Source organism: Jannaschia formosa, from assembly GCF_003340555.1.
GTDB lineage: Bacteria > Pseudomonadota > Alphaproteobacteria > Rhodobacterales > Rhodobacteraceae > Jannaschia > Jannaschia formosa.
Genome location: NZ_QPLJ01000005.1, coordinates 44,332 through 70,471 on the forward strand (window position 1 = coordinate 44,332; position 26,140 = coordinate 70,471).

A 26,140-nucleotide genomic window follows, 5' to 3' on the forward strand; every position below is an offset into this window, starting at 1 on the left:
CAGCCGCCCGGACCGCGCTTTCACCGACCAAGTCGGTCCGCGCGAAGCGCGGGCACCAACCCGAGACCCGCGGAGACAACCGCGCGGCCAGTCAAACGCAACGAATAGGATACACAAAGCCACATGGCTCAGAACGCGACCATGGAGGAATTCGAGGCCCTCCTGAACGAAAGCCTCGAAATCGACACGCCGTCCGAAGGCAGCGTCGTCAAGGGCAAGGTCATCGCCATCGAGGCGGGCCAGGCCATCATCGATGTCGGCTACAAGATGGAAGGCCGCGTCGACCTGAAGGAATTCGCCAATCCCGGCGAGGCCCCCGAGATCGAGATCGGCGACGAGGTCGAAGTCTACCTCCGCAACGTCGAGAACGCCCGGGGCGAAGCCGTCATCTCCCGTGAGATGGCCCGCCGCGAAGCCGCCTGGGACCGCCTGGAAGAAGCCTATGGCAAGGAAGAGCGCGTCGAGGGCGCCATCTTCGGCCGCGTCAAGGGTGGCTTCACCGTCGACCTCGGCGGTGCCGTGGCCTTCCTGCCCGGCAGCCAGGTCGACGTCCGCCCCGTGCGCGACGCCGGTCCCCTGATGGGCCTCAAGCAGCCCTTCCAGATCCTCAAGATGGATCGCCGTCGCGGCAACATCGTCGTCTCGCGCCGCGCCATCCTGGAAGAGTCCCGCGCCGAGCAGCGCGCCGAGGTCATCGGCAACCTGGCCGAGGGCCAGAACGTCGACGGCGTCGTCAAGAACATCACCGAGTACGGCGCCTTCGTCGACCTGGGTGGCGTGGACGGCCTGCTGCACGTCACCGACATGGCCTGGCGCCGGGTCAACGACCCGCGCGAGATCCTGTCGATCGGCGAGACCGTGAAGGTCCAGGTCATCAAGATCAACAAGGACACGCACCGCATCTCGCTGGGCATGAAGCAGCTTCAGGAAGATCCGTGGGACACGGTGATCGCCAAGTACCCGCTGGATTCGGTCCATCAGGGCCGCGTCACCAACATCACCGACTACGGCGCCTTCGTGGAGCTGGAGCCGGGGGTCGAGGGGCTGGTCCACGTCTCCGAGATGTCCTGGACCAAGAAGAACGTCCATCCGGGCAAGATCGTCTCCACTTCTCAGGAAGTGGAAGTGATGGTGCTCGAGATCGACACCCAGAAGCGCCGTGTCTCGCTGGGTCTCAAGCAGACCATGCGCAACCCGTGGGAAGTCTTCGCGGAAACGCATCCCGAGGGCACGCAGGTCGAGGGCGAGGTCAAGAACATCACCGAGTTCGGCCTGTTCGTCGGCCTGCCCGGCGACATCGACGGCATGGTCCACCTGTCGGACCTGACCTGGGAAGGCCGGGGCGAGGATGTCATCGGCGACTACCGCAAGGGCGACATCGTCCAGGCGGTCGTCTCCGAAGTCGACATCGAGAAGGAGCGGATCTCGCTCTCGATCAAGGCGGCCGGGGGCGATCCCTATGCCGAGGCGATCGGCGGCGTGAAGCGCGGCTCGATCATCACCGTCGCGGTCACCAAGATCGAGGACGGCGGCATCGAGGTCGAGTATGAGGGCATGAAGTCCTTCATCCGCCGCTCCGACCTGGCCCGCGACCGGTCCGACCAGCGCCCCGAGCGCTTCCAGCCGGGCGACAAGGTCGATGTCCGCGTGACCAACGTGAACGCGAAGGACCGCCGCCTCGGTCTGTCGATCAAGGCGCGCGAGATCGCCGAAGAGAAGGAGGCCGTCGAACAGTATGGCTCCTCCGACTCGGGTGCCTCTCTGGGCGACATCCTGGGTGCTGCGCTCAAGGGCGACGACTGACGCCGCAGGACGCGACCGACGATGCGAAGGGGTCCCGCCCATGCGGGGCCCCTTTTTCGTCCGGCCTGCCGGGCGCGAATCATCCCGCCCGGCCCCGGCCTCCGATCGGCGGCATTCGGCGGAGCGCCTGTCCGGAAGGCGAACGGCTGCCGGAACGGCTAGATTTTTGTTACGTGCGGGGCACCGCCGACCATTTTCGAATGAAGCAAAAGACGCTATAGCATTCTGGCCTGCAAACATTCACTCGACCGCAGCGCGGTCTGCATTGCAGCTGGGAAGGGCGCGAATGATCCGTTCGGAACTGATACAAAAGGTGGCGGAGGAAAATCCGCACCTCTATCAGCGAGACGTCGAGAGGATCGTGACCACGATCTTCGACGAGATCGTCGAGGCGCTGGCCCAGGGCGACCGGGTGGAGTTGCGCGGCTTCGGCGCCTTCTCGGTCAAGCACCGCGATGCCCGCACCGGCCGGAACCCGCGCACCGGCGCCGCCGTCGAGGTCGAGGAAAAGCACGTCCCGTTCTTCAAGGCGGGCAAGCTGCTGCGCGACCGGCTGAACGACCGGGAGTGACCTGCCCGGGTGCCGTCGCGGCGTCTGGACAGCCGCGCGTCGCGAGGCTAGGTCAGATCGCATGAGCTTCATCCGATATGTCTTCCTCGGGCTGCTGGGCCTGATCCTGGTCACGCTGATGCTGGCGAACCGCCAGATCGTCTCGCTGAAGCTGATCCCGGACGAGTTGGGCGTGACGCCCGTCGTCGCCGGGGGCATCTCGATGCCCCTGTTCCTGGTCATCTTCCTCGCCATCGCGCTGGGCCTCCTGATCGGCTTCACCTGGGAATGGCTGCGCGAGCACAAGCACCGGGCCGAGGCCCGGTCGCAGCGCGCCCAGAAGGAACGGCTCGAGAAGGAGCTGGCCAAGACCCGCGCCCGCTCCGCGCCCGAGGACGACGTCCTCGCGCTGGTCGAACGGCCCCGCTGATCCATGCTGCGCGTCTCGCGCCCGGGCGGCGGCCGGGGGCGCGTAAAGATATGCGGAGTCCGGGGCGCGGCTGACGTCGATGCCGCTGCAGCCGCGGGCGCCGCCTATATCGGCCTCGTCTTCTTCCCGAAATCCCCGCGCCATCTCGGGATCGCCGAGGCGCGCGCGCTTGCGCTGCTGGCGCCGCCGGGGCTCGCCAAGGTCGCGCTGGTGGTCGACCCGGAGGATGCCGCGCTCGACGCGATCACCGTCGAGGTGCCGCTCGACATGATCCAGCTTCATGGAGCCGAGACGCCCGACCGCGTGCGTGCGGTCCGGGCGCGCACCGGCCTGCCGGTGATGAAGGCGGTGGGCGTCAGGGACGCCGCCGATCTGGAGGCCATCGCGCGCTACGAGGGCGTCGCCGACCAGCTTCTGATCGACGCCAAGGCGCCCCGGGGCGCGGCATTGCCGGGCGGGAACGGCATCGGCTTCGACCACGCGCTGATCGCGGGACGGACGTGGCGCGGTCCGTGGATGCTGGCCGGGGGCCTCACGCCCGGGACCGTGGCGGAGGCGATGCGCCTGACCGGCGCGCGGCAGGTCGACGTGTCCTCGGGGGTCGAGGCGGCCCCGGGCGTGAAGGACCCCGCCCGGATCGCGGCGTTCTGTGCTGCGGCCACGGGGCGACCGGCGCCCGATGGCGAAGCGGGCTGATCCGGCGCTGCCCGGCCCGACCGTGACGCGCCGCCGCGGCCCGCTGTCGCTTGTCCGGGGGGCGATGGGGGGCTAGTCAGGTCCGACCCGAGACCGGAGGCGAGACCCATGCCAGACGACCTGCCCAACAGCTTCATGATCGGCCCGGACGAGAACGGGCGCTTCGGCAAGTTCGGAGGGCGCTTCGTGTCGGAGACGCTGATGCCGCTCATCCTCGAGCTGGAGCGTCAGTACGAGCACGCCAAGACCGACGACAGCTTCTGGGCGGAGATGCACGATCTCTGGACGCATTACGTCGGCCGGCCCTCGCCGCTCTACTTTGCCGAACGGCTCACCGAGAAGCTGGGCGGCGCGAAGGTCTACCTGAAGCGCGACGAGCTGAACCATACCGGCGCCCACAAGATCAACAACGTTCTGGGCCAGATCATCCTCGCCCGCCGCATGGGCAAGACCCGCATCATCGCCGAGACCGGCGCCGGCCAGCACGGCGTCGCCACCGCGACGGTCTGCGCCAAGTTCGGCCTGAAATGCGTCGTCTACATGGGCGCCCATGACGTCGAACGCCAAAGCCCCAACGTCTTCCGCATGAAGCTTCTGGGCGCCGAGGTCGTTCCCGTCACCTCCGGCCGCGGCACGCTGAAGGACGCGATGAACGACGCGCTGCGCGACTGGGTGACCAATGTCGAGGAGACGTTCTACTGCATCGGCACCGTGGCCGGGCCGCATCCCTACCCGGCGATGGTCCGCGACTTCCAGTCGATCATCGGCAAGGAAGCGAAGGAGCAGATGCAGGCCGCCGAAGGCCGTCTGCCCGACACGATCGTCGCGGCGATCGGCGGCGGCTCCAACGCGATGGGGCTGTTCTACCCGTTCCTCGACGATCCGGACGTCGCCATCATCGGCGTCGAGGCCGGGGGCAAGGGTGTGAACGAGAAGATGGAGCATTGCGCCTCGCTGACCGGAGGGCGGCCGGGCGTGCTGCACGGCAACCGGACCTACCTTCTTCAGGACGAGGACGGGCAGATCCTGGAAGGGCACTCGATCTCGGCCGGGCTCGACTATCCGGGAATCGGTCCTGAGCATTCCTGGCTGCACGACATCGGCCGGGCCCAGTATGTCTCGATCACCGATACGGAGGCGCTGGAGGCGTTCCAGCTCTGCTGCGAGATGGAGGGGATCATCCCGGCGCTGGAGCCGAGCCACGCGCTGGCCCATGTCATGAAGATCGCGCCGGAGCTGCCGCGCGACCACATCATCTGCATGAACATGTGCGGGCGTGGCGACAAGGACATCTTCACCGTCGCCCGCGCGCTCGGCTGGGAGATGGGCAAGGTCCAGTAGGCCCCGACGTGGGAGCCCGGCGCAGCGCCTCCTCGCCCGCGTGCTGCCCGCCCCCTGGCGACCGGTCCGGAGCGCGGACCCGCCCTCGGGGAGTGACCAGCGGCCGCTCTGGCGGCCTGTGGGCGGCCTGCGAACAAAAGGCGGTCCCGGGCTGCCGCTGCGCCCGTGAGGCGCAGCGCGCGATGCGGGTGCGGCGGAAGGACGGGGCGGTCGGCCAAGGCCGGCCCGACCCCGTAAACTTCGGTTTAGGTCCGTCGGCCGGGGGTTTGCGCGGTCCGGCGCAAACCCCCGGCGCATGGCCCCGACGCTCCGGTCCGTTCCATGCCGGATGGGCGGCACGGTGCCGCGCAACCGATGGAGACCGACATGACCCGACCCCTGACCACCCTCGTCCTGACCGCCCTCTGCCTCTCGCCTGCGGCGGCGGCGGCGCAGAGCACGACCGAAAACCTTGTCGATCGTCTGCGCGCCGAAGGCTATACATGGATCGAGATCGAGAACGGGCCGCGCCAGACCAAAGTCGAGGCGATCCGTGGCAACGAGGAGCTGGAGTTCGTCTACGACAACAGCACGGGTGCCATCCTGGCGCAGGAGCGCGGACGCGCCGACGACGACGATGCGGGACGCCGCGGCCTCGAGGTGGAGCGGGGGGATCGCGACTTCGTCGGGGCCGGCCGACCGGGCCGGGATCGCGACGATGACGACGACGACCGCGGGAGGGATGACGACCGCGACGATGACCGGGGACGGGATGACGACCGCGACGACGACGATCGGGGGCGCGGCGACGACCGCGGGCGGGACGATGACCGGGGCCGTGACGACGATAGCGACGATGACGAGAAAGGCCGCGACAGCGATGACGGCGACGACGATGACGACCGTGACAGCGATGATGGCGACGACGATGACGACGGTGACGACGACGATGACGACCGCGACGACGATGACGGAGACGACCGGGACGACTGATGCCGCGAGAGAGGGCCGGGAATGCGCATGAACCGACTGGCGGCTTCTGTCCTGGCCCTCCTTCTCTGCGCGCCCGTGGGCGCGCAGGCCGATGTCACTCAGGACATTGTCCGGAGGCTGCAGGCCGAAGGCTTCGAGCGGATCGAGATCAGCCGGACCTTTCTCGGCCGGACGCGCATCGTCGCGTCCGGTCCGCCGGGCCAGCGGGAGGTCGTCGTGAACCCCCGCAGCGGCGAGGTTCTGCGCGACTATTTCGAGGACGACGACGACGACGACCGCAGGCGCGGCCGGTCGGGCGACGAGGACGGCGGCGGCTCCTCCGGCCCGGGCGGCGGGAGCGATGACGACAGCGACGACGATGACGATGACGATGACGACGATGACGGCGGCGACGATGACTGAGCGCCCTCCGGTCCGGCGCGGCCCGTCCGCCGGATGACCGGCCGGGGCGCCATCGCCGCGATCGTCGTCGTGCAGGCGGCCTGCGCGCTGCTGGTCGTCTCGGACACGATCATCTCGGTGCTGGGCCTGCGGGCCGAGCCCCTGGACTGGCAACTGCGCGAGATGCTGGAGGTCGGGGCGGGGCTGGGCCTGGTCCTCGGGACGGCGATGGGGATCGTCGCGCTGCGCCGCTCGGACGCGCGCCGCCGCAAGGTCGAGGACCAGCTGCGGGTCGCGTCCGGCGCGTTCACCGCGCTCATGGAGCAACGCTTCGCCGAATGGGGGCTGACCCCCGCCGAACGGGACGTCGCGCTGTTCTCGCTCAAGGGGCTGACGCTGTCGGACATGGCGGCCGCGCGGGGCACCTCCGAGGGCACGATCAAGGCGCAGACGGCCGCCGTCTATCGCAAGGCCGGCGTCGCGAGCCGCACCCAGCTCGTCTGCCTGTTCATCGAGGACCTCATGGGCGAGCCGCTCGTGCCCCTCGAGCCGCAGGTGCCGAGCGCCTCCGACGCGAGCCCGGTGGGCGCAGTCACGCTTGACGGCGCCGAGGCGCGCTGAGCGGTCAGCCGATCCGGGGAACGTGCGCCGCGGCGCCCTCCGGCAGGGTGCCGTCGAGGCGCGGGTCAGGCACCACCTCGACCTCCCGCCGCACCGGAACGAAGCCCTCGCGGATGTAGAAGGGCAGCGCCACGGGGCTGTCGAAGGTGCAGGTGTGGACGGTCATCTCGGGGATGTCCCGGGCGAAGCCGTGATGCAGCGCGGCCCCCATCATCGCGCGCCCGAGGCCCCGGCCCTGCAAGGCGGGGGCGAGGCCGAAGAAGGCCAGCTCGCAGGTACCGGGCGTGCGGAAGTCCAGCTCCACCAGCCCCTCGGCCCGGCCATCAGCCTCGAATACGCGGACCTCCACGTCGGGGTCGCGTAGGATGGCCCGCAACTCCGCCTCCGGCATCCTGAGCCGCGAGAACCACAGCCAGTCGAGCGCGCCGACGCGGGTGAACAGGTCCCGATACCAGGCAGGGTCGGGATCGGCGACATGGCGCAGGGGCAGGTCCGGCGCCGGGGGCGGCGCGGCCGGGCGGTCCATCCGCAGATGGGTGACGATGGCGGCGACGCGGCCGGGCGGGATCGGGTGGAAGCCGTCGGTGAGCATGGGGCGGGCATAGGCGGGCGCGGCGGCGGGCGCCAGCCTCAGCGGTCGAGGAAATCCGCCATCTCCTCCGCCACCCGCCCGGGCGGCAGCAGATGGGTCCCGCCCTCGATCCAGACGGCGCGCGCGTCCGGGACCAGCCGGGCCAGGGCGCGGCCATGCGAGATCGGGATGACCCCGTCCGCGGTGCCGTGCAGGATCAGGATCGGCGCCTCGACGGCGCCGATCCGTCCGGCGGTGTCGAACTCGTGCCGGATCAGCGCGCGGACCGGGACGAAGGGATAGCTCTCGGCCGCGCGGTCCGCGACCGAGGTATAGGGCGCGTCGAGCACCAGCGCGCGCCAGCCCTCGGGCCGGGCCGCGATCCAGGTGGCGACGCCGGTCCCGAGCGACTCGCCGTAGAGGACGATCTCGCCCGGGGTCAGCCCCATCGCCGCCGCCTGCGCCATCGTCGCCTCGGCATCGGCATAGAGCCCGGCCTCGTGCGGGTGGCCCGCATTCCCGGCGAAGCCCCGATAGGCGGGCAGCAGGATGCCCCAGCCGCGCTCCGCGAAGGGCGGAAGCTGGCTCCATTGCGTGCCGGCATTGCCGTGGAAGACGACGATCGTCGGCTGCCCCGGATCGGCGGGGCGGGACCAGGCGCGCAGCGGGATCTCGCCGGGGATCACGATCTCCCGCAGGCCCTCGACCGAGGCAACCTGCTCGGCTGTCGGGCCGCCCCAGCCGGGGAAGATCAGCGCCTCCTGCGCGGCCCAGAGTGCGGCGACCGCGCCCGCATAGAGCAGCGCGACCAGCACCAGGATGCGCGCGAGCCATCTCATCGGGTCAGGTAGAGGATGTCGAACCGCGACTCGAGCAGCGGAGCGGGCAGCATCAGCCGTGCGCGGTCGGGCGACATCAGCTCGAACCGGCCGACATCGGCGGTGGTCTGGTTGGGCTCGACCGGGGTCTGGTCGAGGGGCGGAAGCCCGGCATAGTCGGTCGCGGGCGCAGTGCCGACATGGCCCACGCCGAGGAAGGTGCCGTCGGGGTGGATGCGGCCCTTCACCCTCTGGCTGCCGGTCAGCTTGGCCAGCGTCAGCCCCCCGGGGCCGCCGCTGATCCGGCAGCGGAAGTCGGGATAGACCGTCAGGTCGGTGATCCCGCCCAGCTTGAGCGTGCGGCAGGCCCAGTCGCCCTCGGCCCCCGCGATCGGTCCGCCCGCGCCGCGCATCGCCTCGACCAGCACGGCGCGGTCGTCCGGGGCGCCGCCCGCGAGCGCGACATGCAGCGCCGCGCCCAGATGGTGGTGGAACGCGTCGAGCCGCGCGGCGTCGGGCGCGCGGATGTCCTGCGCGGCGACGGGACAGGCGAAGGCCAGGGCGAACAGGATCGGGCGCAGCATCTCGGCCTCCGGTCAGTCGGCGCGGTACTGCTCCAGCACCGCGCGGGGCACGATGTCGAGCGCCCTTGCATGGGTCGAGGCGAGATGGACCTGCGGCGCCACCCCCTCCTCATGGGCCTGGAGGAAGCGCGCGGCGCAGAGGCACCAGCGGTCGCCGGGCTTGAGCCCCGGGAAGCGGAATTCCGGCCGCGGGGTGCTCAGGTCGTTGCCGAGATACTTGGAATTGGCCAGGAACTCGGCGGTCATCACGGCGCAGACCGTGTGCTGGCCCGCATCCATCGGGCCGGTGTTGCAGCAGCCGTCGCGGAAGAAGCCGGTCACCGGATCGGTGGAGCAGGGCTGCAGCGGCTCGCCGTCGACATTCAGGCTTTCGGTCATTCCGGGGCGCGTCATGGTCGGTTTCCTCAGGTCAGTGGCTGGGTCTAGGCGCCCTTGGCGCCGGGCTGCGCGTCGGCGATGGCGCGGAACATCTCGACGCAGTCCTCGAGCACGCCGTCCTCGCGGAAGCCGAGATCGGCGGCGTTGACCGCGATGACGACGTCCCGCGTCCGGTCGATATAGAGGAATTGCCCGTAGACGCCGCGCCCCATCACCTCGCCCGGCCGCGCGTCGGCGGGCAGCCACCACTGGTAGCCGTAGCCCAGCCCGCCGTCGGCGGTGTTGGCCGAGGCGGCGGTGCTCTCGTCGATCCAGCCGAGGGGCACGATCTGCCGCCCCTGCATGACGCCGCCCTGCGCCACCAGCAGGCCGAGCCGCGCATAGTCGCGGGTGGTCATGTTCAGCCCGCCCAGGACGAAGTGCACGCCTTCGCCATCGGTCAGGTAGGTCACGGACCCGAACCCGGCGGGGACGAGGATGCGCTCTGCCAGCAGGTCGGCGACCGGACGGCCGGTGGCGCCGCGCACGACCATGCCGACGACATGGGTGTCCATCGAGACGTATTTCCACGCCCCGCCCGGCTCCCGGTCGCGCGCCTTCAGTTCGGCGGTGAAGTCGTCCAGCGCCCCGCCCAGCGCAATGACGCGGCCCATCCGGTTGATATCGCTGTCGGGGTCGAAATAGTCCTCGTCGAACTCCACCCCCGATTCCATCTGCAGCACGTCGCGCAGGCTTGTCCCGTCATAGGCGGAGCCCATCAGCTCCGGCGCGTGCAGCACGACCGGGTCGTCAAGCTTCAGCGTCCCGTCCGCGACCAGCGTCCCGACCAGCAGCGAGAGCGCGGATTTCGCGACCGACCAGCTGATCCGAAGGTCGTCCGGCCCGGTACCGAGGTAATAGCTTTCATGGGTGACGGCCCCGTCATGCAGGACGACGATCCCGGTGACAGCGCGGTCCGCGATCCAGTCCCCGGCGCCCGCGGGCAGGGGAACCGGGGCGGCGTCGGGCAGCGGGTCGCCCGGTTTCGTGGCCAGCGCCACGCTGAGGAAGGCGCGGTCCATATGGGAGAAGTTCTCGACGATGCGGTCCGGCTCGAAGAGGGAGTTCACGGCCATCAGCCGCGCGATCTCCTCCCGCATGACTGCGGCCGCGATCCCGGCCGTCAGCGCCAGGGCCAGCAGGCCGATGCCCGCGCGCCTCGTCCATTTCCGCATCCGCTCCCCCCCTCTGCTACGGCGCGACCGTATCAGCACCGGCCCGGGCAGGCGAGCCTTGCCGAAGGCGCCAGTCGGCCCGGCGCCCGTGGAAATCGACCCGGCCCGCGCCGTGGGCCTCGTCCTCGGGCCAGAGTCACAGGGTCGGCGCTGCCTCCATTCGAGCCAGCAGGTCCATCAGCCGGCCCATGAAGGGCGAGTCGAACGTCGAATTGGCGCGGGACCGGGCGCGGAACGCCCGGTCAGCCTCACTTGAACTTGGCTGCCAGCCTCTGGAGCGGAGAGAGCTGCCGGTCCGGCTCCGGCTCCGCCGCCTTCGGCTCGGGCGGCGCTTCGGGCTTCAGGGCCGCGGGGCGCTGCGGCGCCGTGCGCAGGGCGACAGCGTTCATGAACCCGCTCCCGTCGCCCGCGGCGAGCTTCGGCGCGCCGTCGACGATGCCGCGCAGAAGGTCGTCGAGCATCTCTCCCTCGGCCTTGGCGAAGTCCGACAGGACATAGCCCGAGACCCGGTCCTTGTGTCCCGGATGGCCGATGCCGAGCCGCACGCGCGCGTAGTCCGGCCCGATATGCTGGTGGATCGAGCGCAGCCCGTTATGCCCCGCATGTCCGCCGCCCTGCTTCAGCTTCACCCGGCCTGGGGCCAGGTCCAGCTCGTCGTGGAAGGCGGTGACGTCGCCCGGTTCCAGCTTGTGGAAGCGCATCGCCTCGCCCACGGACTGGCCCGAGAGGTTCATGAAGGTCCCAGGCTTCAGCAGCCAGACCTTCTGCGAGCCGAAGCGCGCCTCGGCGATCTGGCCCTGGAACTTCGCGCGCCATGGCGCGCCCTGATCCTCGGCGATCCGGTCCAGTGCCATGAAGCCGATATTGTGCCGGTTGCCGGCATATTTCGCGCCCGGATTGCCCAGGCCTACCCAGAGCTGCATCGCCGCCTCCTGCCGTTCGCGCGGACCGCATCGCCTGTCGCCCCGCCCGGGGCCGCGGGTCAGGCCCGCTGCAGCGCGAGATGCTGGATCAGCACCACGGTCTTGGCATCGGATATGCGCCCGTCGCGGACCATGTCCAGCGCCTCGGCGAAGGGGATGTGGAGCACCTCGATATCCTCGCCCTCGTCCCGGGCGCCGCCGCCTTCCCCGGCCCGGTCGGCGCGGGCATAGGTCCCGGTGAAGAGCGCGAGGTATTCCGTGACCGAGCCGGGCGACATGATCAGGTCCGTGACATGGGTCAGCGCGCCGACCTCGTATCCCGTCTCCTCGATCAACTCGGCACGCATCCGCTCGGCCGGGTCGGCGCCCTCCAGCAGCCCGGCGGGCGCCTCGATGACGAAGGGGGCCTGGCCCGAGACCTGCATCGGCAGGCGGAACTGCCGGACCAGCAGCACCGTGTCGGCCTGCGGGTCGTGCAGCAGGGCGGCGGCCCCGTGGCCCCGGTCGTAGACCTCGCGCACCTGCTCGTCCCAGGTTCCGTCGCTCAGGCGCAGGGCGAAGCGGTGGCGAGTGAGCGTGCCCCAGGCGTCCGAGAGGGTCTCGGAGGAAATCGGGCGGAAGGTCTCGGTCATCTGGCTCTCCAGTCGGGGTCGCGGCGGAGGGTAGGGCCACCGCTTCCCGAGGTCGAGCCGGTCAGTTCGACAGCAGCCCCGGCCAGTTCGCGTCGGCGCGGGCGATATGGCCGGGGATGTCCCTCTCCCACCGGCGCTGGATGCGGCGCGAGTAGTTCAGGTAGAGCTTTCCGTCCACGATCTCCCAGGCCTCGGGGGTGGTCGGAGCGGTATAGCCTTCGGCGACGGCCCAGGCGCAGAAGCCGCCGTATTGAGGGGCATAGGCTTCGGGATCGGCGGCGAAGGCGGCGCGGTTGGCTTCGGTCGCGAAGCGCCAGGTCGCGCCGTTCCAGTCATGGGTGATCGCGGCGTCGCCGGGCACCGGGCGGCCCTCGGTGAAGTAGGCGACGGGATCGGTGCCGTCGATGGCGACGCCGCCCTCGGCATAGGTTGCGGCCTGCGCCGCGGCGATGCGGGGCAGGGCGATCAGGACGGTGGCGGAGGCGAGAAGCGTGCGGCGGGTCAGGGGCATCGGTCGGGCTCCTTGAGCGGGGATCGTGGCCCGGGAAGAATGGCATGCCCGCCGCGCCCCGCACAGCCGGGCCCACGCGCTTGTCATCTGCCGTCATCGCGCCGACGCGGGCCGCGCAGGCGGCGCCAGAGCGGCATGACGTCCAGCGCCGCGACGGCGACGCCGATCGGCACCATCCAGAAGCCGAGGATCGGAAGGAAGCCGAAGACCCCGCCCGTCATCAGCAGGAGTCCGAGGACCAGTCGCAAGCCAGGAGGCACACGGCGACGGACATTGACCAGCGCGCGGGCCATGCGCCCCCGCCAGCCGTAGAAGGCCCGCATCCGAAGTTCCGGCAGGCGCAGGCGCAGCCTGCGCCGCCCTGTCTCGGTCCCGGTGCGATCGGGGAGCTCCTCGAACCCGGCCGCGAGGAAGATCCGCGCCGCCGCCGCGTTCTCGCGGGCGAGCGGCAGGACAGCGCTCTCGGCGCCCGGATAATGCGCGGCGAGATAGGGGCCGAGCTTGCGCAGCGCCTCGGTGCCGAGCCCCTCACCCTGCCGGGCCGCGTCGATGACGAAGGCGCGCAGGGCGACCTCGCCCGGGGGGACGGGATCAGGGACCCCGCGGCGGTGCCGCTCCACCGCGAAGAGGCCGACCGTGCCGTCCTCCTTGTCGATGGCATGCAGGTCGATCCGGGCCGGGTCGCTGGCCAGGATCTCCTCGACGGTGCCGCAGGCCGGCTGCCCCTCGGGCGCGGGCCGGAGATGCGCGACCCTGCCGGATGCGTCCCGCCCGAGAGGGGCGAGCAGGACGCTCACCCGTCCATCGCCTCCAGCTGGTCGATGAAGCCCTCGAGCATGCCGAGCCCCTTGTCCCAGAAGGCCGGGTCGGAGGCGTCGAGGCCGAAGGGCGCCAGCAGCTCCTTGTGGTGCTTCGACCCGCCCGCGCGGAGCATGTCGAAATACTTCTCCTGGAAGCCCTCGGGCGCGTCCTCGTAGGCGGCGTAGAGCGCGTTCACCAGCCCGTCCCCGAAGGCGTAGGCGTAGACGTAGAAGGGCGAGTGGACAAAATGCGGGATGTAGGCCCAGAAATGCTCGTAGCCCGGCATGAACTCGAAGACGGGGCCGAGGCTTTCGGCCTGCACGGACATCCAGAGCGCGTCGATATCCTCGGGCGTCAGCTCCCCTTCGCTTCGGGCGGCGTGGAGCTTGCACTCGAAATCGTAGAAGGCGATCTGGCGGACGACGGTGTTGATCATGTCCTCGACCTTGCCGGCCAGAAGGACCTTGCGCTGCGCGTCGTCCTTCGCGCCCTCCAGCAGGCGGCGGAAGGTCAGCATCTCGCCGAAGACGGAGGCCGTTTCGGCCAGGGTGAGGGGCGTCGAGGACAGCATCTCGCCCTGGCCCGCCGCCAGGACCTGGTGCACGCCGTGGCCCAGCTCATGCGCCAGGGTCATGACATCGCGGGGTTTTCCGAGGTAGTTGAGCATCACGTAAGGATGCACGGTCGTGACCGTCGGATGGGCGAAGGCGCCGGGGGCCTTGCCGGGCTTGACGCCGGCGTCGATCCAGCCCTTGTCGAAGAAGGGCTCCGCGATCTGGGCCATCTTCGGCGAGAAGCCGGTATAGGCGTCCATCACCGTCTTGCGGGCCTCGTCCCACGGGACGGTGCGCGGCGTCTCCAGCGGCAGGGGCGCGTTGCGGTCCCAGACCTGCAGGGTGTCGAGCCCCAACCACTTCGCCTTCAGCTTATAGTATCTGTGGCTTAGGCGCGGATAGGCGGCGACGACGGCGTCGCGCAGGGCCTCCACGACTTCCGGCTCGACATGGTTCGAGATGTGGCGCCCGGCCTGCGGCGAGGGGAGGCCGCGCCAGCGGTCGTCGATTTCCTTCTCTTTCGCCAAAGTGTTATGAACGCGGGCGAAGGTGCGGACGTTCTTGCCGAAGACCTCGGCCAGGGCGCGGGCGCCGGCCTCTCGCCGGGCGCGGTCGGCGTCGGTGAGCAGGTTCAGCGTCGCCTCGATGCCGAGATTTTCCCCGTCCACGTCGAAGGTTAGCCCGGCGATCGTCTCGTCGAAGAGCTTGTTCCAGGCGCTCGCGCCGACGACCGAGGTGTCGTGGAGGTACTTCTCGAGCTCATCCGAAAGCTGGTAGGGCTTCATCGCCCGCAGCCGGTCGAGCGCGGGGCGGTAGCGGGCGAGACCGGCATTGGCGGCCATCAACGCCTCGTAGCGCTCGTCCTCTATCCTGTTGAATTCGAGGCCGAAAAAGACGAGCGGAGTCGAGATCGTGGTGATCCGGTCCTGCATGTCCGACAGGAACTTCGCGCGGGAAGCGTTGGTCGTCTCCTGATAATATCGCAGGCCCGCATAGGACATGATCCGGCCCGCGACCTCGTCGATCTTCTCGTTGCGCTGGATCGCGCGGAGCATGCCCTCGGCGTCGAGCGTCGCCAGTTTGCCTTCGTAGTCAGCCGCATAGCTCGCCGCCTCCTCCCTCAGCCAGGCCAGGTCGCGCTTGAGCTCGGGCGCGGTCTCGCCGGTGTAGAGGTCGTCGAGGTTCCAGTCGGGCAGGTCGCCGAGCGGCTCTCCGCCCGGGGTGGCGTTGGCGTCGCGGAGCAGGGTCATGAGTGTCCTCGCGTTGTCTGTCCGGCCCTAGGTAGGGGCGGCGGGCGGCAGGGGCAATCGAGGGGTGATCTGCGGGTGATCCACGGGTGATCCCGGTCATACCTAAATTTTGCACGCTTCGCGGTTGGCTCGGCTGTTGGGTGTGGGAGACGCGCGTCATCGCCGGGCTTGCCCCGGCGATCCATGCCGGGGCCGCGGTGCGAGAGGAGGGGTGGATTGCCGGGTCGGGGCCCGGCAACGACGGTGGGGGCGCGGGCCGGGCGGGACCGTCCCGACCGCCGCGCCGGGCGGCGCCCCGCCGGGGGCGCCAGGCGGGCCCTTACCGCGCCTTCCGGGCGATCCCCCCTTGCCGCTGCACCTGCTGCGCCGTGGCGATGACCGTCGCGATCCGCTTCTCGTCGGGCGGATGGGTGCCCCAGAACGAGAGGGCGCCGTTCACCTGACCGACCTCGTCCGGACGCGCGAAGTAGCCCGCACCTCGAATCGGATCATACCCGGCCTGCATTGTGATGAAGGTTCCTATCGTATCGCTTTCCAGCTCGTATGTCTGGGAGAAGGCGCGCTGCCCGATCGCGCCGCCGAGTTGGACGCTGTCCGAGACAATCTGACTGTTGTCCACATACGGGTCTGCGGTGGCCGCAGCGACGACGACGCCGAGGAGAAGCGCTCCGGCGACGGCCTGCGCCTCTGCCTTCTCGATATGCTGGCCGAGAAGATGGCCGTATTCATGGGCCAGGACGAAGGCCAGTTCATCGTCGTTCCTCACGTCACGCAGGAGCGGAATGGTGACCATGATCCGCGGCTGCCTCTTCGTCGCCGGATCGGCATAGGTGAAATAGGCGTTGCGGACCGGCATCTCGATGTCGATCCCGATCGGGACGGTACATGTCATCGACGGCCGGGACTTGCGCTCTTCCGCGCAGAGCGCCTCGGCGGCCGGACGGACCCGCGCGACGACACGGTCGAACCGCGCGCGGGCAACGCTTGGCGGCGCCGGCGGGCGGGCGCCTTCGCTCGCCGCGGCCTGAAACATCGCCGTCGCGCGCGAGGCGGTCGGCCCGTCGATCTCGGCCAGCTGATATGTCGTGCCGCAGGCGGCGAAAAGGGAGAGACAGGCCGCCAGGGCGAACGGCTTGAACGATGGTCGAAACACTTGAAATCCTTCGATTGGCGGAGCGGTTGTCCGCAGCGTCAGCCAATCAATCGAAGGGGACCAGAAAAGCGGCGGGGGAGCGGCCTTATCTGGACGAGGCATCCAACTCCACCGCCCCCGCCGCCGTCTCCATCCCCTCCGCCCGGTCGAAGCGCAGATAGGCCAGGGCGCGGTCGCCGGAGATGGTGTGGACGGTGCCGGCGGGACGGCCGTCGGAGGTGATCTCGCCCGGGGCGACGGCGCCCTTGATGCGGGCGAGGCCCTTCCGGAGCTCGGTCTTGTGCTTCATGCGGGCGGTGACCTCCTGGCCGACATAGCAGCCCTTGCGGAAGTCGACGCCGCCGAGGCGCTCGAAGCCCATCTCCAGGATGTAGGACTCGTTGGGGATGAGCTCGATGCCGGTCTCAGGGATCAGGTGCTCGACGCGGACGGCGTCCCAGTCGGTGTCGTCCGAGGCCGCGCCGCCGTAATGGCGCCAGCCCATGCCGGGGCGGGGGTCGGGGAGGGCGCCCTCGGGCGGCTCTCCGGTGCCCATGGCCACGGGGCGGTCGGTGGGCTCAATGGTGACGGCGGCGCGGAGCCTATACATCGACAGGCGCTTCGCGGTCGCCTCGGCCAGGTCGGAGGCCACGTCGAGGTAGATGGCGTCATCTTCACGGAAGGTCAGGAAATCCGCGAGATACTTGCCCTGCGGGCTGAGCAGGGCGGCATAGCCGAGGCCCTCCTCCGGCACGTCGCGGGTCAGGAGCCCGTGGAGGAACTTCGTCCGGTCGGCGCCGGACACGCGGAGAAGGGTGCGGGTCATGGCCAAGACATGGGCGATGTCCGCGCGCGGGCCAAGGGGCAGATTGACCGGCCCCTGCGGCGGGAGTAGCTGCGAACGGCAGCCAAGCGGGGGTGACGGACATGCGCGATGACAGAATGAGCGGTGCGAACCTGGCCCATGGGCCCCATGCCCTGTCGATCCCCGGGCCGTCCATGGCGCCGGAGCGGGTGCTGCGCGCCATGCACCGGCCCAGCCCGAACATCTATCAGGGCGCGCTGATCGACATGACGCATTCGCTGATCCCCGACCTGAAGCGGGTCGCGCGGACCGAGCACAACGCCACGATCTATATCGGCAACGGCCATGCCGCCTGGGAGGCGTGCCTCGCCAATACCCATGCGCGCGGCGACCTGGTGCTGATCCCGCGCACGGGGTCCTTCGCCGACGGCTGGGCGACCATGGCCGAGGGGCTGGGGCTGCGCGTCGAGATGATGGATTTCGGCAACCGCACGCCGGTCGACGCCGCCGCCGTGGGCGCGCGCCTGCGCGAGGACAAGGGGCACGAGATCCGCTCGGTGCTGATGGTGCATGTGGACACGGCGAGCTCGGTCCGCTCGGACCTCGCGGCGCTGCGGCGGGAGATCGACGCGGCGGGGCATCCGGCGCTGCTGCAGGCGGACTGCATCGCCTCGATGGCCTGCGACCGCTTCGAGATGGACGCCTGGGGCGTCGATGTCGCGATCACCGGCTGCCAGAAGGGGCTGATGACGCCGCCGGGCCTGTGCTTCGTCTTCTACAACGACCGGGCCGACCGCGCGCGGGAGCGGGCGGATTGCGTCACCGGATGGTGGGACTGGCGGCCGCGCACCAACCCGGAGGTCTATTTCCGCTACTTCAACGGCACCGCGCCGACGCACCACCTCTATGGCCTGCGCGAGGCGCTGGACATGATCCACGAGGAAGGGATCGAGGCCGTCTGGGCGCGGCACGCCGCGCTGGCCCGCGGGGTCTGGGCCGCGCTTTCGGCCTGGGAAGCCGAAGGCGGGCTGGAGATGAACGTCCGGGACGCGGCGCATCGCAGCCATGCCGTCACCTCGGTCCGGCTGCCGGGCGAGGGGACGAACCTGCGCGACTGGTGCGAGCGGGAGTTCGGGCTGACGCTGGGCATCGGGCTGGGGATGGCGCCGCCGGGCACGCCGGAATGGCACGGGTTCTTCCGCATCGGGCATATGGGCCATGTCAGCGGCCATACCGTCATGGGCACGCTGGGCACGATCGAGGCGGGGCTGTCGGCGCTGGGCGTGCCGCATGGCGAGGGCGGGCTGACGGCGGCGGCGCGGGCGCTGGCGGCGGGCTGACGCCAAGCGCGGTCTTCGGGTCCGGCGCGGGCCCTAGCGGCCCTCCTCCCGCGCGCGGGCGCGGGCGAGGGCGGCGGCGACGCGGGCGTCCCACTCGGCCTCGGCCCGGGCGCGGGCGACGGACCAGCGGGTGATGCCCCAGTGCAGGCCGGCGCAGGTGGCCAGCGCGATCAGGTAGCCCCAGATGCCCCAGATCATCACCAGGGCCACGATCAGGATCATGTAGGCGGTCCAGAGGAACGCCTCCGTATAGTCCTCGACCCGCTCCGGCCGATCGTCGCGCATGAGCCGCCTCCGTTGGTTGCCCGAGGGAAGGTTAGACCGCTCCTTCCGACGCGACAACGCCCGTGGCCGCCGGACGGGTCCCGTCCTGCCTTCGGCGCGTCACGTTGCCGTGTTCGCGGCGGCTTCGGGCATCGCGGAGGCCTCGGCCAGGGCGCCGGGGAGGGCGGCGGCGAAGGCCTCCATGTCGGCCTGCGTGCCGCAGCTGACGCGGATGCAGCGGTCGAGCGGCGCGACGCCGGGCATCCGCACGAAGATGCCGCGCGCGAGCAGCCCCGCCAGCACGCGCCGGGCGAAATCGCCGTCCCGCCCGCAGTCGAGGGTCACGAAGTTGGTCGCCGAGGGGATCGGCGTGAGCCCGTTCTCCGCCGCGATCGCGGCGATGGTGTCGCGGGACTGGGCGACCTGGGCCAGGACGTTGGCGTGCCAGGCGGTGTCGGCCAGCGCGGCGCGCGCCCCGGCCTGGGCGACGCGGTTCAGGCCGAAATGGTTCCGCACCCGGTCAAAGGCGGCGACGAGCTCGGGATGGCCCAGCGCGTAGCCGACCCGCAGCCCCGCCAGCCCGTGCGCCTTGGAGAAGGTGCGCATCCGGATCAGCCGCGCGTCGGTGGTGTCGAGCGGCGGGACCGCCTCGGGCGGGGCGAGATCGGCATAGGCCTCGTCGAGGCAGAGCAGGCAGCCCTCGGGCAGCGCGTCGAGCATCGCGGCGATGGCCTGCGCGGGATGCCAGGTGCCCATCGGGTTGTCGGGATTCGAGAGGTAGACGAGCTTTGCGCCGGTCTCCCGCGCCTTCGCGGCCAGGGCCTCTGGGTCCTCGCGGTCGTCCCTGAAGGGGACGGTGTGGAGCCTGCCGCCGAAGCCCGCGACGTGGTAGTTGAAGGTCGGATAGGCGCCCGCCGAGGTCACGACCGCGTCGCCCGGCGCGACCAGCAGCCGGACGAGATAGCCGAGCAGCCCGTCGATGCCCTCGCCCGCGACCACGGCCCCGGGCGCGACACCGTGATGGGCGGCGAGGTCGCGGCGCAGGTCGTGATATTCCGGGTCGCCGTAGCGCCAGCCGTCCCGCGCGGCCTGCTCCATCGCCTCGACGGCGCGGGGGGAGGGGCCGAAGGGACTCTCGTTCGCGCCGAGACGGGCGGCGAAGGGCGCGCCGCGTGCCCTTTCCTGCGCTTCGGGGCCGACGAAGGGGACCGAGGCGGGCAGGCTGGCGGCGAGATCGGTGAGGCGATGGGTCATGGCCGTCTCGCTAGCGCGAAACCGCGCGGGGCGCGAGTGGCTTGATCCCCGCCTGCGCGCAGGCGAAGACGGGCGGGCGCGGGCGAGGACGGGCGTGAGGGGAGAGCGCGATGCTGAAGCTTTACGGTGTGGTCAAGAGCCGGGCGATGCGCCCGCTCTGGCTGTTGGAGGAGTTGGGCGAACCCTTCGAATGGGTGCCGGCCGGGCCGCAGTCGGAGGGCGTGCGGGCGGTCTCGCCGCTGGGCAAGGTCCCGGTGCTGGTGACCGACGAGGGGCCGATCTTCGATTCGGTGGCGCAGATGACCTGGCTCGCCGACCGCGCGGGGCGGTTCACACATCCGGCGGGCAGCTACCAGCGCGCGCGGCAGGACGGGCTGACCAACACGATCAACGAGACCTTCGACGCGGTGCTCTGGGCCTATGCCAAGCACAGCTTCGTCCTGCCCGAGGAGCGCAGGGTCCCGGAAGTGAAGGAGTCGCTGCGCTGGCAGTTCGGGCGCTATGCCGCGGTCATGGCCGAGCTGATCGAGGGGCCCTGCGTGATGGGCGAGGAGCCGCTGATCCCGGACTTCCTGCTGGCGCATTGCTGCGGCTGGGCGGCGGGGCTGAAGTTCGACCTGCCCGAGGGGCTGCGCGCGCACATGAACGCCATGCGGGCGCGGCCCGCCTTCCGCCGCGCCCTCGCCCGTGAGTGAGGCCGCGCTGCGCGAGCGGCTCTGCGACATGGCGCGATCGCTCTACGAGCGCGGGCTGACGCATGGGTCGACGGGCAACATCTCGGCGCGGACCGAGGATGGCGGGCTGCTGGTCTCGCCCACCGGCACGAGCTTCGGGCGGCTGGACCCGGCGCGGCTGGCGCGCTTCGACGCCGGGGGGCGGCAGGTCGAGGGCGACCGGCCGACCAAGGAGATGCCGCTGCATGCCGCCTTCTACGAGACGCGGTCCTGCGGCGCGGTGGTGCATCTGCATTCCTGCCATTCGGTCGCCCTGTCGCTGGTGACAGAGCCGGGGGAGGAGTTCCTGCCGCCGCTTACGCCCTATGCCGTCATGCAGCTGGGGCGCGTGGCGCTGCTGCCCTACTACATGCCGGGCGATCCGGAGATGGGCGCGGCGGTGCGGGGGCTGGCGGGCAGGCGCTCGGCGGTGATGCTGGCCAATCACGGGCCGGCCGTGGCGGGCCGGGACGTCGAGGCGGCCTGCAACGCCATCGAGGAGCTGGAGGCGACGGCGCGGCTGGTGCTGCTGACGCGCGGGATGGGCCCCCGGGGGCTGACCGGCGAGCAGGTCGGGCGGCTGGTCACGCGATTCGATCTGGAGTGGGACGAATGAGGTTTTCCGCGAATCTGGGGTTTCTCTGGGCGGACCGGCCCCTGCCCGACGCGATCCGCGCGGCGAAGGCGGCCGGGTTCGACGCGGTGGAGTTGCACTGGCCCTACGAGGTGCCCGCCGCCGAGGTCCGCGCCGCGCTGGAGGAGACCGGGCTGCCCTGCCTCGGGCTGAACACGCGCCGGGGCGAGACCGGCGGGCTTTGTGCGCAGCCGGGGCGGGGGGCGGAGGCGCGGACCGCCATCGACGAGGCGGTGGCCTATGCCCGCGCAATCGGCGCCGGGGCGGTGCACGCGATGGCCGGGGTCGCCGAAGGGGCGGCGGCGGAGGCGGCGTTCCGGGAGGCGCTGGCCCATGCCTGCGAGACGGCGCCGGAGCTGACGATCCTGATCGAGCCGCTGAACCGCCATGACGCGCCGGGCTACTTCCTGAGAACGACCGGGCAGGCCGCGGAGCTGATCGCCGCGCTGGGGCGGCCGAACCTGAAGCTGATGTTCGACTGCTACCACGCGCAGGTCACGGAGGGCGACCTGACCCGGCGCTTCGCCGGGCTGCGGCCGATCGTCGGGCATGTGCAGTTCGCGGGCGTGCCCGCGCGGGGGCGGCCCGACGAGGGGGAGATCGCCTTCGACCGGCTGCTGCCCGCGCTGGGCTGGGACGGGCCGATGGGAGCGGAATACAGGCCCGGCGGCGATACCGACGCGACGCTGGGCTGGCTGGAGCGGTTCCGGGCGCTGTGACCGGCGGGGCTTCCGGGGGGCGGTAGCGAGAGCGAGACGGGGGAAGGTGGCCCCCGTCAGAGGCGGTCGAAGGCCTTCGCCATCTGGTCGAGCACGGCGTTGACGAGGCCGCCCTCCTTGCCTTCGGGGAAGAAGGCGCGGGCGATCTCGACATATTCGGTGATGACGACCTTCGGCGGGGTCTCGGCCGCCAGCAGCTCGGAGCCCGCCGCACGGAACAGCGCGCGCAGCGTCGGGTCGATGCGGCCGAGCGGCCAGCGGTCGACCAGGGCGGCGTCGGTCGCGCGGTCGATCCGCACCTGCGCATCGACGGCACCCTCGATGAGCGCGCGGAACAGGTCCACGTCGCCTTCGGAAAGCTGTCCCTCCTCGGTGACCATGCCGAAGCGATGATCCTCGAACTCCTGCCGGACGCGGTCGGCGCCCTGGCCGCCCGCTTCCATCTGGAACAGCGCCTGCACGGCATAGAGCCGCGCGGCGGATTTCATGCGTCGCTTGAGCGCGCGCTTCTCGTCGGGCGTGAGGTCGGACATGCCGCGCGGGTTATGGGGCGCGGCGCGGCGGGTCAAGCGGCGCCGGATGCGGTGTGCCATCGCATGCAGTTCCGTGCGACGGATCGCCCCTGATCCCCCGGGCGGGGTTGCGGACTCCCCCCTGCCTATGATTTTAGGCGTCGAGTTTCGGCGTGGGAGGGACCTGCGCAGGACCCGTTCAGACAGGATGACCGGAATGACCGTCAAGACACTCCGCGCCGCGCTCGGCGCCGCCGCGATCGCCCCGTTCGCCGCCCTTCCCGCCGCGGCGCAGAGCTTCGATTTCGGCCCGCTTCCCATCATCGGGCAGCCGCAGAACGGCGGCATCGGCTTCCAGCCGGCGGCGACCTCGATCGCGCGCGACGTCCACTGGCTCGACGCTTTCCTGCTCGTCGCGATCACGATCATCGCGATCTTCGTGACCGGCCTGATCGCCTGGGTCGTCCTGCGCTACAACGCCAAGGTGAACGCCGTTCCGGCCCGCTTCACCCACAACTCGCCGCTGGAGGTGACCTGGACGATCGTGCCGATCCTGATCCTGGTGGGGATCGGCGCCTTCTCGCTGCCGGTGCTGTTCGACCAGCAGCGCATCCCCGAGGGCGACGTGGTCGTGAAGGTCTCCGGCTTTCAGTGGGCCTGGGAATACGAGTATCCGGACGAAGGCATCACCTTCCAGAGCTACATGATCGGCGCCGACGCGGGCAACGTGCTGACGCCCGAGGTCCTCGTCCAGTTGCAGGAGGCCGGATACACCGAGGACCAGTTCCGCCTCGCGACCGATACCTCGGTCGTGGTTCCGGTCGGCAAGACGATCGTGATGCAGGTCACCGCGACCGACGTCATCCATTCCTGGACGATCCCCGCCTTCGGCGTGAAGCAGGACGGCATTCCCGGCCGTCTCGCCCAGCTGTGGTTCGAGGCCGAGGCGGAGGGCGTCTATTTCGGCCAGTGCTCGGAGCTCTGCGGGATCTCGCATGCCTACATGCCGATCACGGTCAAGGTCGTCTCTGAAGAAGCATATGCCGCCTGGCTCGAGGCCATGAAGGCCGGCGAGATCGTGACCTGGTGACCGACGCCTCGCTCCATATCCCGGCCCGGCCCGCCATGTCAGACCAGGCGGGTCTCGGCGATTACTGGCAGCTGCTGAAGCCGCGGCTGATGTCGCTGTCGGTCTTCACCGCGCTGGTCGGGCTGCTGGTCGCGCCGGGCGCCCCGCATCCGGTGCTGGGCGCGGCGTCGATCCTGTGGATCGCGCTGGGAGCGGGGGCCTCGGGCGCGCTGAACATGTGGTTCGACGCCGATATCGACCGGGTGATGAAGCGCACGCGGAAGCGGCCCATCCCGGCAGGCCGGGTGAGCCCCGGCGACGCGCTGGCGCTGGGGCTGTTCCTGACCGGCGTCTCGGTGGTCATGCTGGGGCTGACGGCGAACTGGGTCGCGGCCGGCTGGCTGGGTTTCACGATCTTCTTCTACGCCGTGATCTATTCGATGTGGCTGAAGCGGACGACGTCCTGGAACACGGTGATCGGCGGGCTGGCAGGCGCCTTCCCCCCGATGATCGGTTGGGCCGCGGCGACCGGGTCGACCCCGCTGGAGGCCTGGCTGCTGGTCGGGCTGATCTTCATGTGGACGCCACCCCATTTCTGGGCGCTGGCGCTGTTCGTGAAGCTCGACTACCACGAGGCGCGCATCCCGATGCTGACGGTTACTCACGGCCGGGACGAGACGCGGCGCCAGGCGCTCGTCTATGCCGTCGGGCTGGCGCTGGTGTCGCTCGCCACGGCGGTGTCGTCGATCGGCGGGCCGCTGACGCTGGCGGTGGCCCTGGTGCTGAACGGCGTCTTCGTCGGCCGTGCCTGGCAGATGTACCGCCGCACCGACGCCGACAGCGAGGCCGATGGCCACGCGGCCGAGAAGGGGCTGTTCAAGTGGTCCCTCGTCTACCTTTTCGCGCATTTCTCGGTCTTCGTCGCCGAGGCCGCGCTTGGCCCCTGGGGAGGCTGGTGATGTACAAGGAATCCGCGACCCATATCGAGCGCCGGGGCCGCAACTTCGGCATTCTCGGCGTGCTGATCGCATTCATCGTGATCGTCTTCGGCATCACGGTCGCCAAGATCCAGACCGGCGGCTTCTCGGAAGGGTTCGACCACGTCGCCCGCCCGGCCCTGATCTCGCAGGAGGAGGCGTCGCAGTGATCGGCAGCTGGTGGAGAGGACTGACCGACAACGGCCGCGTCATCGCAATGACGGGGGCGACGGTGATCGGCATGGGTTCGCTCGGCTGGGCGGCGGTGCCGCTCTACGACCTGTTCTGCCGGGTCACGGGCTATGGCGGCACGACCGCGCAGGCCGCGGCGGCCCCGGCGGAGATGCGTGACGAGACCGTTCTCGTGCGCTTCGACGCCTCGCGCGCCCGCGACATGCCGTGGGAGTTCAAGCCCGTCCAGAACAGGATGCGGGTGAACCTCGGCGCCACCAACATCGCCTTCTACGAGGCGCATAACCCGACAGACCGGCCCGTCGCCGGCACCGCCAGCTTCAATGTCGCGCCCTTCGCCACCGGGCCCCATTTCGTCAAGATCGACTGCTTCTGCTTCGAGGAGCAGATCCTGATGCCCGGCGAGACCGTGTCGATGCCGGTCACCTTCTTCGTCGACCCCTCGATCCTCGACGATCCGGAGGCGAAGCACATGCCCGAGATCACGCTGTCCTACACGTTCCACGAAATCGACTTGCCCGAAGAGCATGCCGCGCTCCAGACCGGCGCGGACGAGACGATCAACTGAGGCCCGGCCGCGCCCGCGACCAAAACGAGAGAAGACCGATGGCCCACGCCAAGAACCACGACTACCACATCCTGCCGCCCTCGATCTGGCCCTTCATCGGGGCGATCTCGGCCTTCTTCATGCTGATCGGCGCGGTCATCTGGATGTCGCCGAACATCGAGAACAACCATCCCTGGCTGTTCCTCGCCGGCTTCGTCGGCGTGCTCGCTGTGATGGTGGCCTGGTGGTCCGACGTCATCCGCGAATCGAACATGGGCGACCACACCCCGGTCGTCCGCATCGGCCTGCGCTACGGCTTCATCTTCTTCATCATGTCGGAGGTGATGTTCTTCGCGGCGTGGTTCTGGTCGTTCTTCAAGCACGCGATCTACCCGATGGGTCCCGACAGCCCGCTGGTCGACGGCGTCTGGCCGCCCGCGGGGATCGAGACCTTCGACCCTTGGCACCTGCCGCTGATCAACACGCTGATCCTGCTCTGCTCGGGGGCCGCCGCGACCTGGGCGCACCACGCCCTGGTCCACGAGAACAACCGCCAGGACATGAAGTGGGGCCTGATCCTCGCCATCGGACTGGGCGTGCTGTTCACCGGCTTCCAGATCTACGAGTACAGCCACGCGGCCTTCGGCTTCGCCGGCAACATCTACGGCGCCAACTTCTTCATGGCGACCGGCTTCCACGGCGTCCACGTCATCATCGGGACGATCTTCCTCGCCGTCTGTCTGTTTCGGCTGCAGCAGGGGCATTTCACGCCCACGAAGCATATCGGCTTCGAGGCGGCGGCCTGGTACTGGCACTTCGTCGACGTGGTCTGGCTGTTCCTCTTCGCCGCCGTCTACGTCTGGGGCGGCTGACGCGACGGTCGGTCGGCTTCTTCCAAGGAACTGACCGGATCCTTCGAGGGATCTGGGCGGCGCGGGTCCCTCGCGCCGCT

32 protein-coding genes are annotated in these 26,140 nt (G+C 70.2%); 17 read left to right on the top strand and 15 right to left on the bottom strand.

Annotated elements, in window-relative coordinates; genetic code table 11:
• Positions 1 to 123: 123 nt before the first annotated feature.
• The 8 genes from rpsA (at position 124) to DR046_RS07345 (ending at position 6,794) form a co-directional block, all read left to right on the top strand.
• On the top strand, positions 124 to 1,803 hold the full coding sequence (gene rpsA, locus DR046_RS07310) for a 30S ribosomal protein S1 (RefSeq protein ID WP_115381476.1): 1,680 nt from the start codon (positions 124 to 126) through the stop codon (positions 1,801 to 1,803).
• A 286-nt stretch (positions 1,804 to 2,089) separates the two neighbouring features.
• The gene (gene ihfB / locus DR046_RS07315) at positions 2,090 to 2,374 is read left to right on the top strand and encodes an integration host factor subunit beta (protein WP_115381478.1); all 285 of its coding nucleotides are present in this window, start codon (positions 2,090 to 2,092) and stop codon (positions 2,372 to 2,374) included.
• A gap of 61 nt (positions 2,375 to 2,435) precedes the next feature.
• Entirely contained in the window at positions 2,436 to 2,783 is a 348-nt protein-coding gene (locus DR046_RS07320) for a lipopolysaccharide assembly protein LapA domain-containing protein (protein WP_115381480.1), read from the top strand.
• A 3-nt stretch (positions 2,784 to 2,786) separates the two neighbouring features.
• Entirely contained in the window at positions 2,787 to 3,479 is a 693-nt protein-coding gene (locus DR046_RS07325) for a phosphoribosylanthranilate isomerase (RefSeq protein ID WP_115381482.1), read from the top strand.
• A 108-nt stretch (positions 3,480 to 3,587) separates the two neighbouring features.
• Positions 3,588 to 4,820: a tryptophan synthase subunit beta gene (gene trpB / locus DR046_RS07330; protein WP_115381484.1), complete on the top strand. Its 1,233-nt coding sequence runs from the start codon at positions 3,588 to 3,590 to the stop codon at positions 4,818 to 4,820.
• Between the two features lie 354 nt (positions 4,821 to 5,174).
• The gene (locus tag DR046_RS07335; protein ID WP_167766958.1) at positions 5,175 to 5,792 is read left to right on the top strand and encodes a PepSY domain-containing protein; all 618 of its coding nucleotides are present in this window, start codon (positions 5,175 to 5,177) and stop codon (positions 5,790 to 5,792) included.
• 27 nt (positions 5,793 to 5,819) lie between these two features.
• A complete protein-coding gene (locus tag DR046_RS07340; protein ID WP_135227268.1) occupies positions 5,820 to 6,194 on the top strand; it encodes a hypothetical protein in 375 nt (124 codons plus the stop codon).
• Positions 6,195 to 6,227: 33 nt separating this feature from the next.
• Complete coding sequence (locus DR046_RS07345) at positions 6,228 to 6,794, top strand: helix-turn-helix transcriptional regulator (RefSeq protein ID WP_115381487.1); 567 nt, start codon at positions 6,228 to 6,230, stop codon at positions 6,792 to 6,794.
• 4 nt (positions 6,795 to 6,798) lie between these two features.
• Here the strand turns inward: DR046_RS07345 and DR046_RS07350 are convergent, their stop codons facing one another.
• From DR046_RS07350 to ygfZ, 12 genes are all read right to left on the bottom strand, one after another.
• A complete protein-coding gene (locus DR046_RS07350) occupies positions 6,799 to 7,386 on the bottom strand; it encodes a GNAT family N-acetyltransferase (RefSeq protein ID WP_115381488.1) in 588 nt (195 codons plus the stop codon).
• Positions 7,387 to 7,424: 38 nt separating this feature from the next.
• Positions 7,425 to 8,204 (bottom strand): alpha/beta hydrolase, encoded by a 780-nt coding sequence (locus tag DR046_RS07355; RefSeq protein WP_115381489.1) that lies wholly within the window; start codon positions 8,202 to 8,204, stop codon positions 7,425 to 7,427.
• Complete coding sequence (locus DR046_RS07360; RefSeq protein WP_115381490.1) at positions 8,201 to 8,767, bottom strand: DUF4893 domain-containing protein; 567 nt, start codon at positions 8,765 to 8,767, stop codon at positions 8,201 to 8,203. The genes DR046_RS07355 and DR046_RS07360 overlap by 4 nt, the downstream gene beginning before the upstream one ends.
• 12 nt (positions 8,768 to 8,779) lie before the next feature.
• Complete coding sequence (locus tag DR046_RS07365) at positions 8,780 to 9,145, bottom strand: DUF2237 family protein (RefSeq protein WP_115381811.1); 366 nt, start codon at positions 9,143 to 9,145, stop codon at positions 8,780 to 8,782.
• 44 nt (positions 9,146 to 9,189) lie between these two features.
• Complete coding sequence (locus DR046_RS07370) at positions 9,190 to 10,359, bottom strand: serine hydrolase domain-containing protein (protein ID WP_115381491.1); 1,170 nt, start codon at positions 10,357 to 10,359, stop codon at positions 9,190 to 9,192.
• A gap of 248 nt (positions 10,360 to 10,607) precedes the next feature.
• Complete coding sequence (gene pth, locus DR046_RS07375; protein ID WP_115381492.1) at positions 10,608 to 11,282, bottom strand: aminoacyl-tRNA hydrolase; 675 nt, start codon at positions 11,280 to 11,282, stop codon at positions 10,608 to 10,610.
• A 59-nt stretch (positions 11,283 to 11,341) separates the two neighbouring features.
• Complete coding sequence (locus DR046_RS07380; protein ID WP_115381493.1) at positions 11,342 to 11,914, bottom strand: NUDIX hydrolase; 573 nt, start codon at positions 11,912 to 11,914, stop codon at positions 11,342 to 11,344.
• Between the two features lie 61 nt (positions 11,915 to 11,975).
• Positions 11,976 to 12,425: a YHS domain-containing (seleno)protein gene (locus DR046_RS07385; protein WP_115381494.1), complete on the bottom strand. Its 450-nt coding sequence runs from the start codon at positions 12,423 to 12,425 to the stop codon at positions 11,976 to 11,978.
• A gap of 83 nt (positions 12,426 to 12,508) precedes the next feature.
• Positions 12,509 to 13,222 carry a hypothetical protein gene (locus tag DR046_RS24140; RefSeq protein WP_245190850.1) on the bottom strand — a complete coding sequence of 238 codons (714 nt, stop codon included), beginning with the start codon at positions 13,220 to 13,222 and terminating at the stop codon, positions 12,509 to 12,511.
• Positions 13,219 to 15,030 carry a M3 family oligoendopeptidase gene (locus DR046_RS07395; protein ID WP_115381495.1) on the bottom strand — a complete coding sequence of 604 codons (1,812 nt, stop codon included), beginning with the start codon at positions 15,028 to 15,030 and terminating at the stop codon, positions 13,219 to 13,221. Before DR046_RS07395 ends, DR046_RS24140 begins: the two co-directional genes overlap by 4 nt.
• Before the next feature lie 319 nt (positions 15,031 to 15,349).
• Positions 15,350 to 16,183, bottom strand: coding sequence for a M48 family metalloprotease (locus DR046_RS07400; RefSeq protein WP_245190852.1), 834 nt, complete (start codon positions 16,181 to 16,183; stop codon positions 15,350 to 15,352).
• Positions 16,184 to 16,268: 85 nt separating this feature from the next.
• Positions 16,269 to 16,988: a CAF17-like 4Fe-4S cluster assembly/insertion protein YgfZ gene (gene ygfZ / locus DR046_RS07405; protein WP_115381498.1), complete on the bottom strand. Its 720-nt coding sequence runs from the start codon at positions 16,986 to 16,988 to the stop codon at positions 16,269 to 16,271.
• Between the two features lie 101 nt (positions 16,989 to 17,089).
• On the opposite strand from ygfZ, the gene DR046_RS07410 reads away from it, so the two are divergent.
• The gene (locus tag DR046_RS07410) at positions 17,090 to 18,307 is read left to right on the top strand and encodes a pyridoxal-phosphate-dependent aminotransferase family protein (RefSeq protein ID WP_245190853.1); all 1,218 of its coding nucleotides are present in this window, start codon (positions 17,090 to 17,092) and stop codon (positions 18,305 to 18,307) included.
• Between the two features lie 33 nt (positions 18,308 to 18,340).
• On the opposite strand, the gene DR046_RS07415 is transcribed toward DR046_RS07410, so the two are convergent.
• Positions 18,341 to 18,592, bottom strand: coding sequence for a hypothetical protein (locus DR046_RS07415; RefSeq protein WP_115381502.1), 252 nt, complete (start codon positions 18,590 to 18,592; stop codon positions 18,341 to 18,343).
• A gap of 99 nt (positions 18,593 to 18,691) precedes the next feature.
• A complete protein-coding gene (locus DR046_RS07420) occupies positions 18,692 to 19,825 on the bottom strand; it encodes a pyridoxal phosphate-dependent aminotransferase (protein WP_115381504.1) in 1,134 nt (377 codons plus the stop codon).
• A 110-nt stretch (positions 19,826 to 19,935) separates the two neighbouring features.
• Between DR046_RS07420 and DR046_RS07425 the strand changes: the two genes are divergently transcribed.
• From DR046_RS07425 to DR046_RS07435, 3 genes are read left to right on the top strand one after another with little or no spacing between them, the layout of a single operon-like run.
• A complete protein-coding gene (locus tag DR046_RS07425; RefSeq protein WP_115381506.1) occupies positions 19,936 to 20,520 on the top strand; it encodes a glutathione S-transferase family protein in 585 nt (194 codons plus the stop codon).
• A complete protein-coding gene (gene otnC / locus DR046_RS07430) occupies positions 20,513 to 21,154 on the top strand; it encodes a 3-oxo-tetronate 4-phosphate decarboxylase (protein ID WP_115381508.1) in 642 nt (213 codons plus the stop codon). The genes DR046_RS07425 and otnC overlap by 8 nt, the downstream gene beginning before the upstream one ends.
• A complete protein-coding gene (locus DR046_RS07435; RefSeq protein ID WP_115381510.1) occupies positions 21,151 to 21,891 on the top strand; it encodes a hydroxypyruvate isomerase family protein in 741 nt (246 codons plus the stop codon). Before otnC ends, DR046_RS07435 begins: the two co-directional genes overlap by 4 nt.
• A gap of 56 nt (positions 21,892 to 21,947) precedes the next feature.
• Here DR046_RS07435 and nusB read toward each other — a convergent pair whose 3' ends face one another.
• Entirely contained in the window at positions 21,948 to 22,424 is a 477-nt protein-coding gene (nusB, locus tag DR046_RS07440) for a transcription antitermination factor NusB (protein ID WP_115381815.1), read from the bottom strand.
• A gap of 196 nt (positions 22,425 to 22,620) precedes the next feature.
• On the opposite strand from nusB, the gene coxB reads away from it, so the two are divergent.
• Genes coxB through DR046_RS07465 form a run of 5 tightly spaced genes read left to right on the top strand, consistent with a single transcriptional unit; the run spans position 22,621 to position 26,060 of the window.
• Complete coding sequence (coxB, locus tag DR046_RS07445) at positions 22,621 to 23,493, top strand: cytochrome c oxidase subunit II (RefSeq protein ID WP_115381512.1); 873 nt, start codon at positions 22,621 to 22,623, stop codon at positions 23,491 to 23,493.
• On the top strand, positions 23,490 to 24,431 hold the full coding sequence (gene cyoE, locus DR046_RS07450; RefSeq protein ID WP_370815819.1) for a heme o synthase: 942 nt from the start codon (positions 23,490 to 23,492) through the stop codon (positions 24,429 to 24,431). Before coxB ends, cyoE begins: the two co-directional genes overlap by 4 nt.
• Positions 24,431 to 24,619, top strand: a complete 189-nt coding sequence (locus tag DR046_RS07455) for a cytochrome c oxidase system small membrane protein (protein WP_115381514.1) — start codon at positions 24,431 to 24,433, stop codon at positions 24,617 to 24,619. Before cyoE ends, DR046_RS07455 begins: the two co-directional genes overlap by 1 nt.
• Positions 24,619 to 25,209, top strand: coding sequence for a cytochrome c oxidase assembly protein (locus DR046_RS07460; protein WP_370815866.1), 591 nt, complete (start codon positions 24,619 to 24,621; stop codon positions 25,207 to 25,209). The genes DR046_RS07455 and DR046_RS07460 overlap by 1 nt, the downstream gene beginning before the upstream one ends.
• Positions 25,210 to 25,247: 38 nt before the next feature.
• Positions 25,248 to 26,060 carry a cytochrome c oxidase subunit 3 gene (locus DR046_RS07465; RefSeq protein ID WP_115381516.1) on the top strand — a complete coding sequence of 271 codons (813 nt, stop codon included), beginning with the start codon at positions 25,248 to 25,250 and terminating at the stop codon, positions 26,058 to 26,060.
• Positions 26,061 to 26,140: the final 80 nt, after the last annotated feature.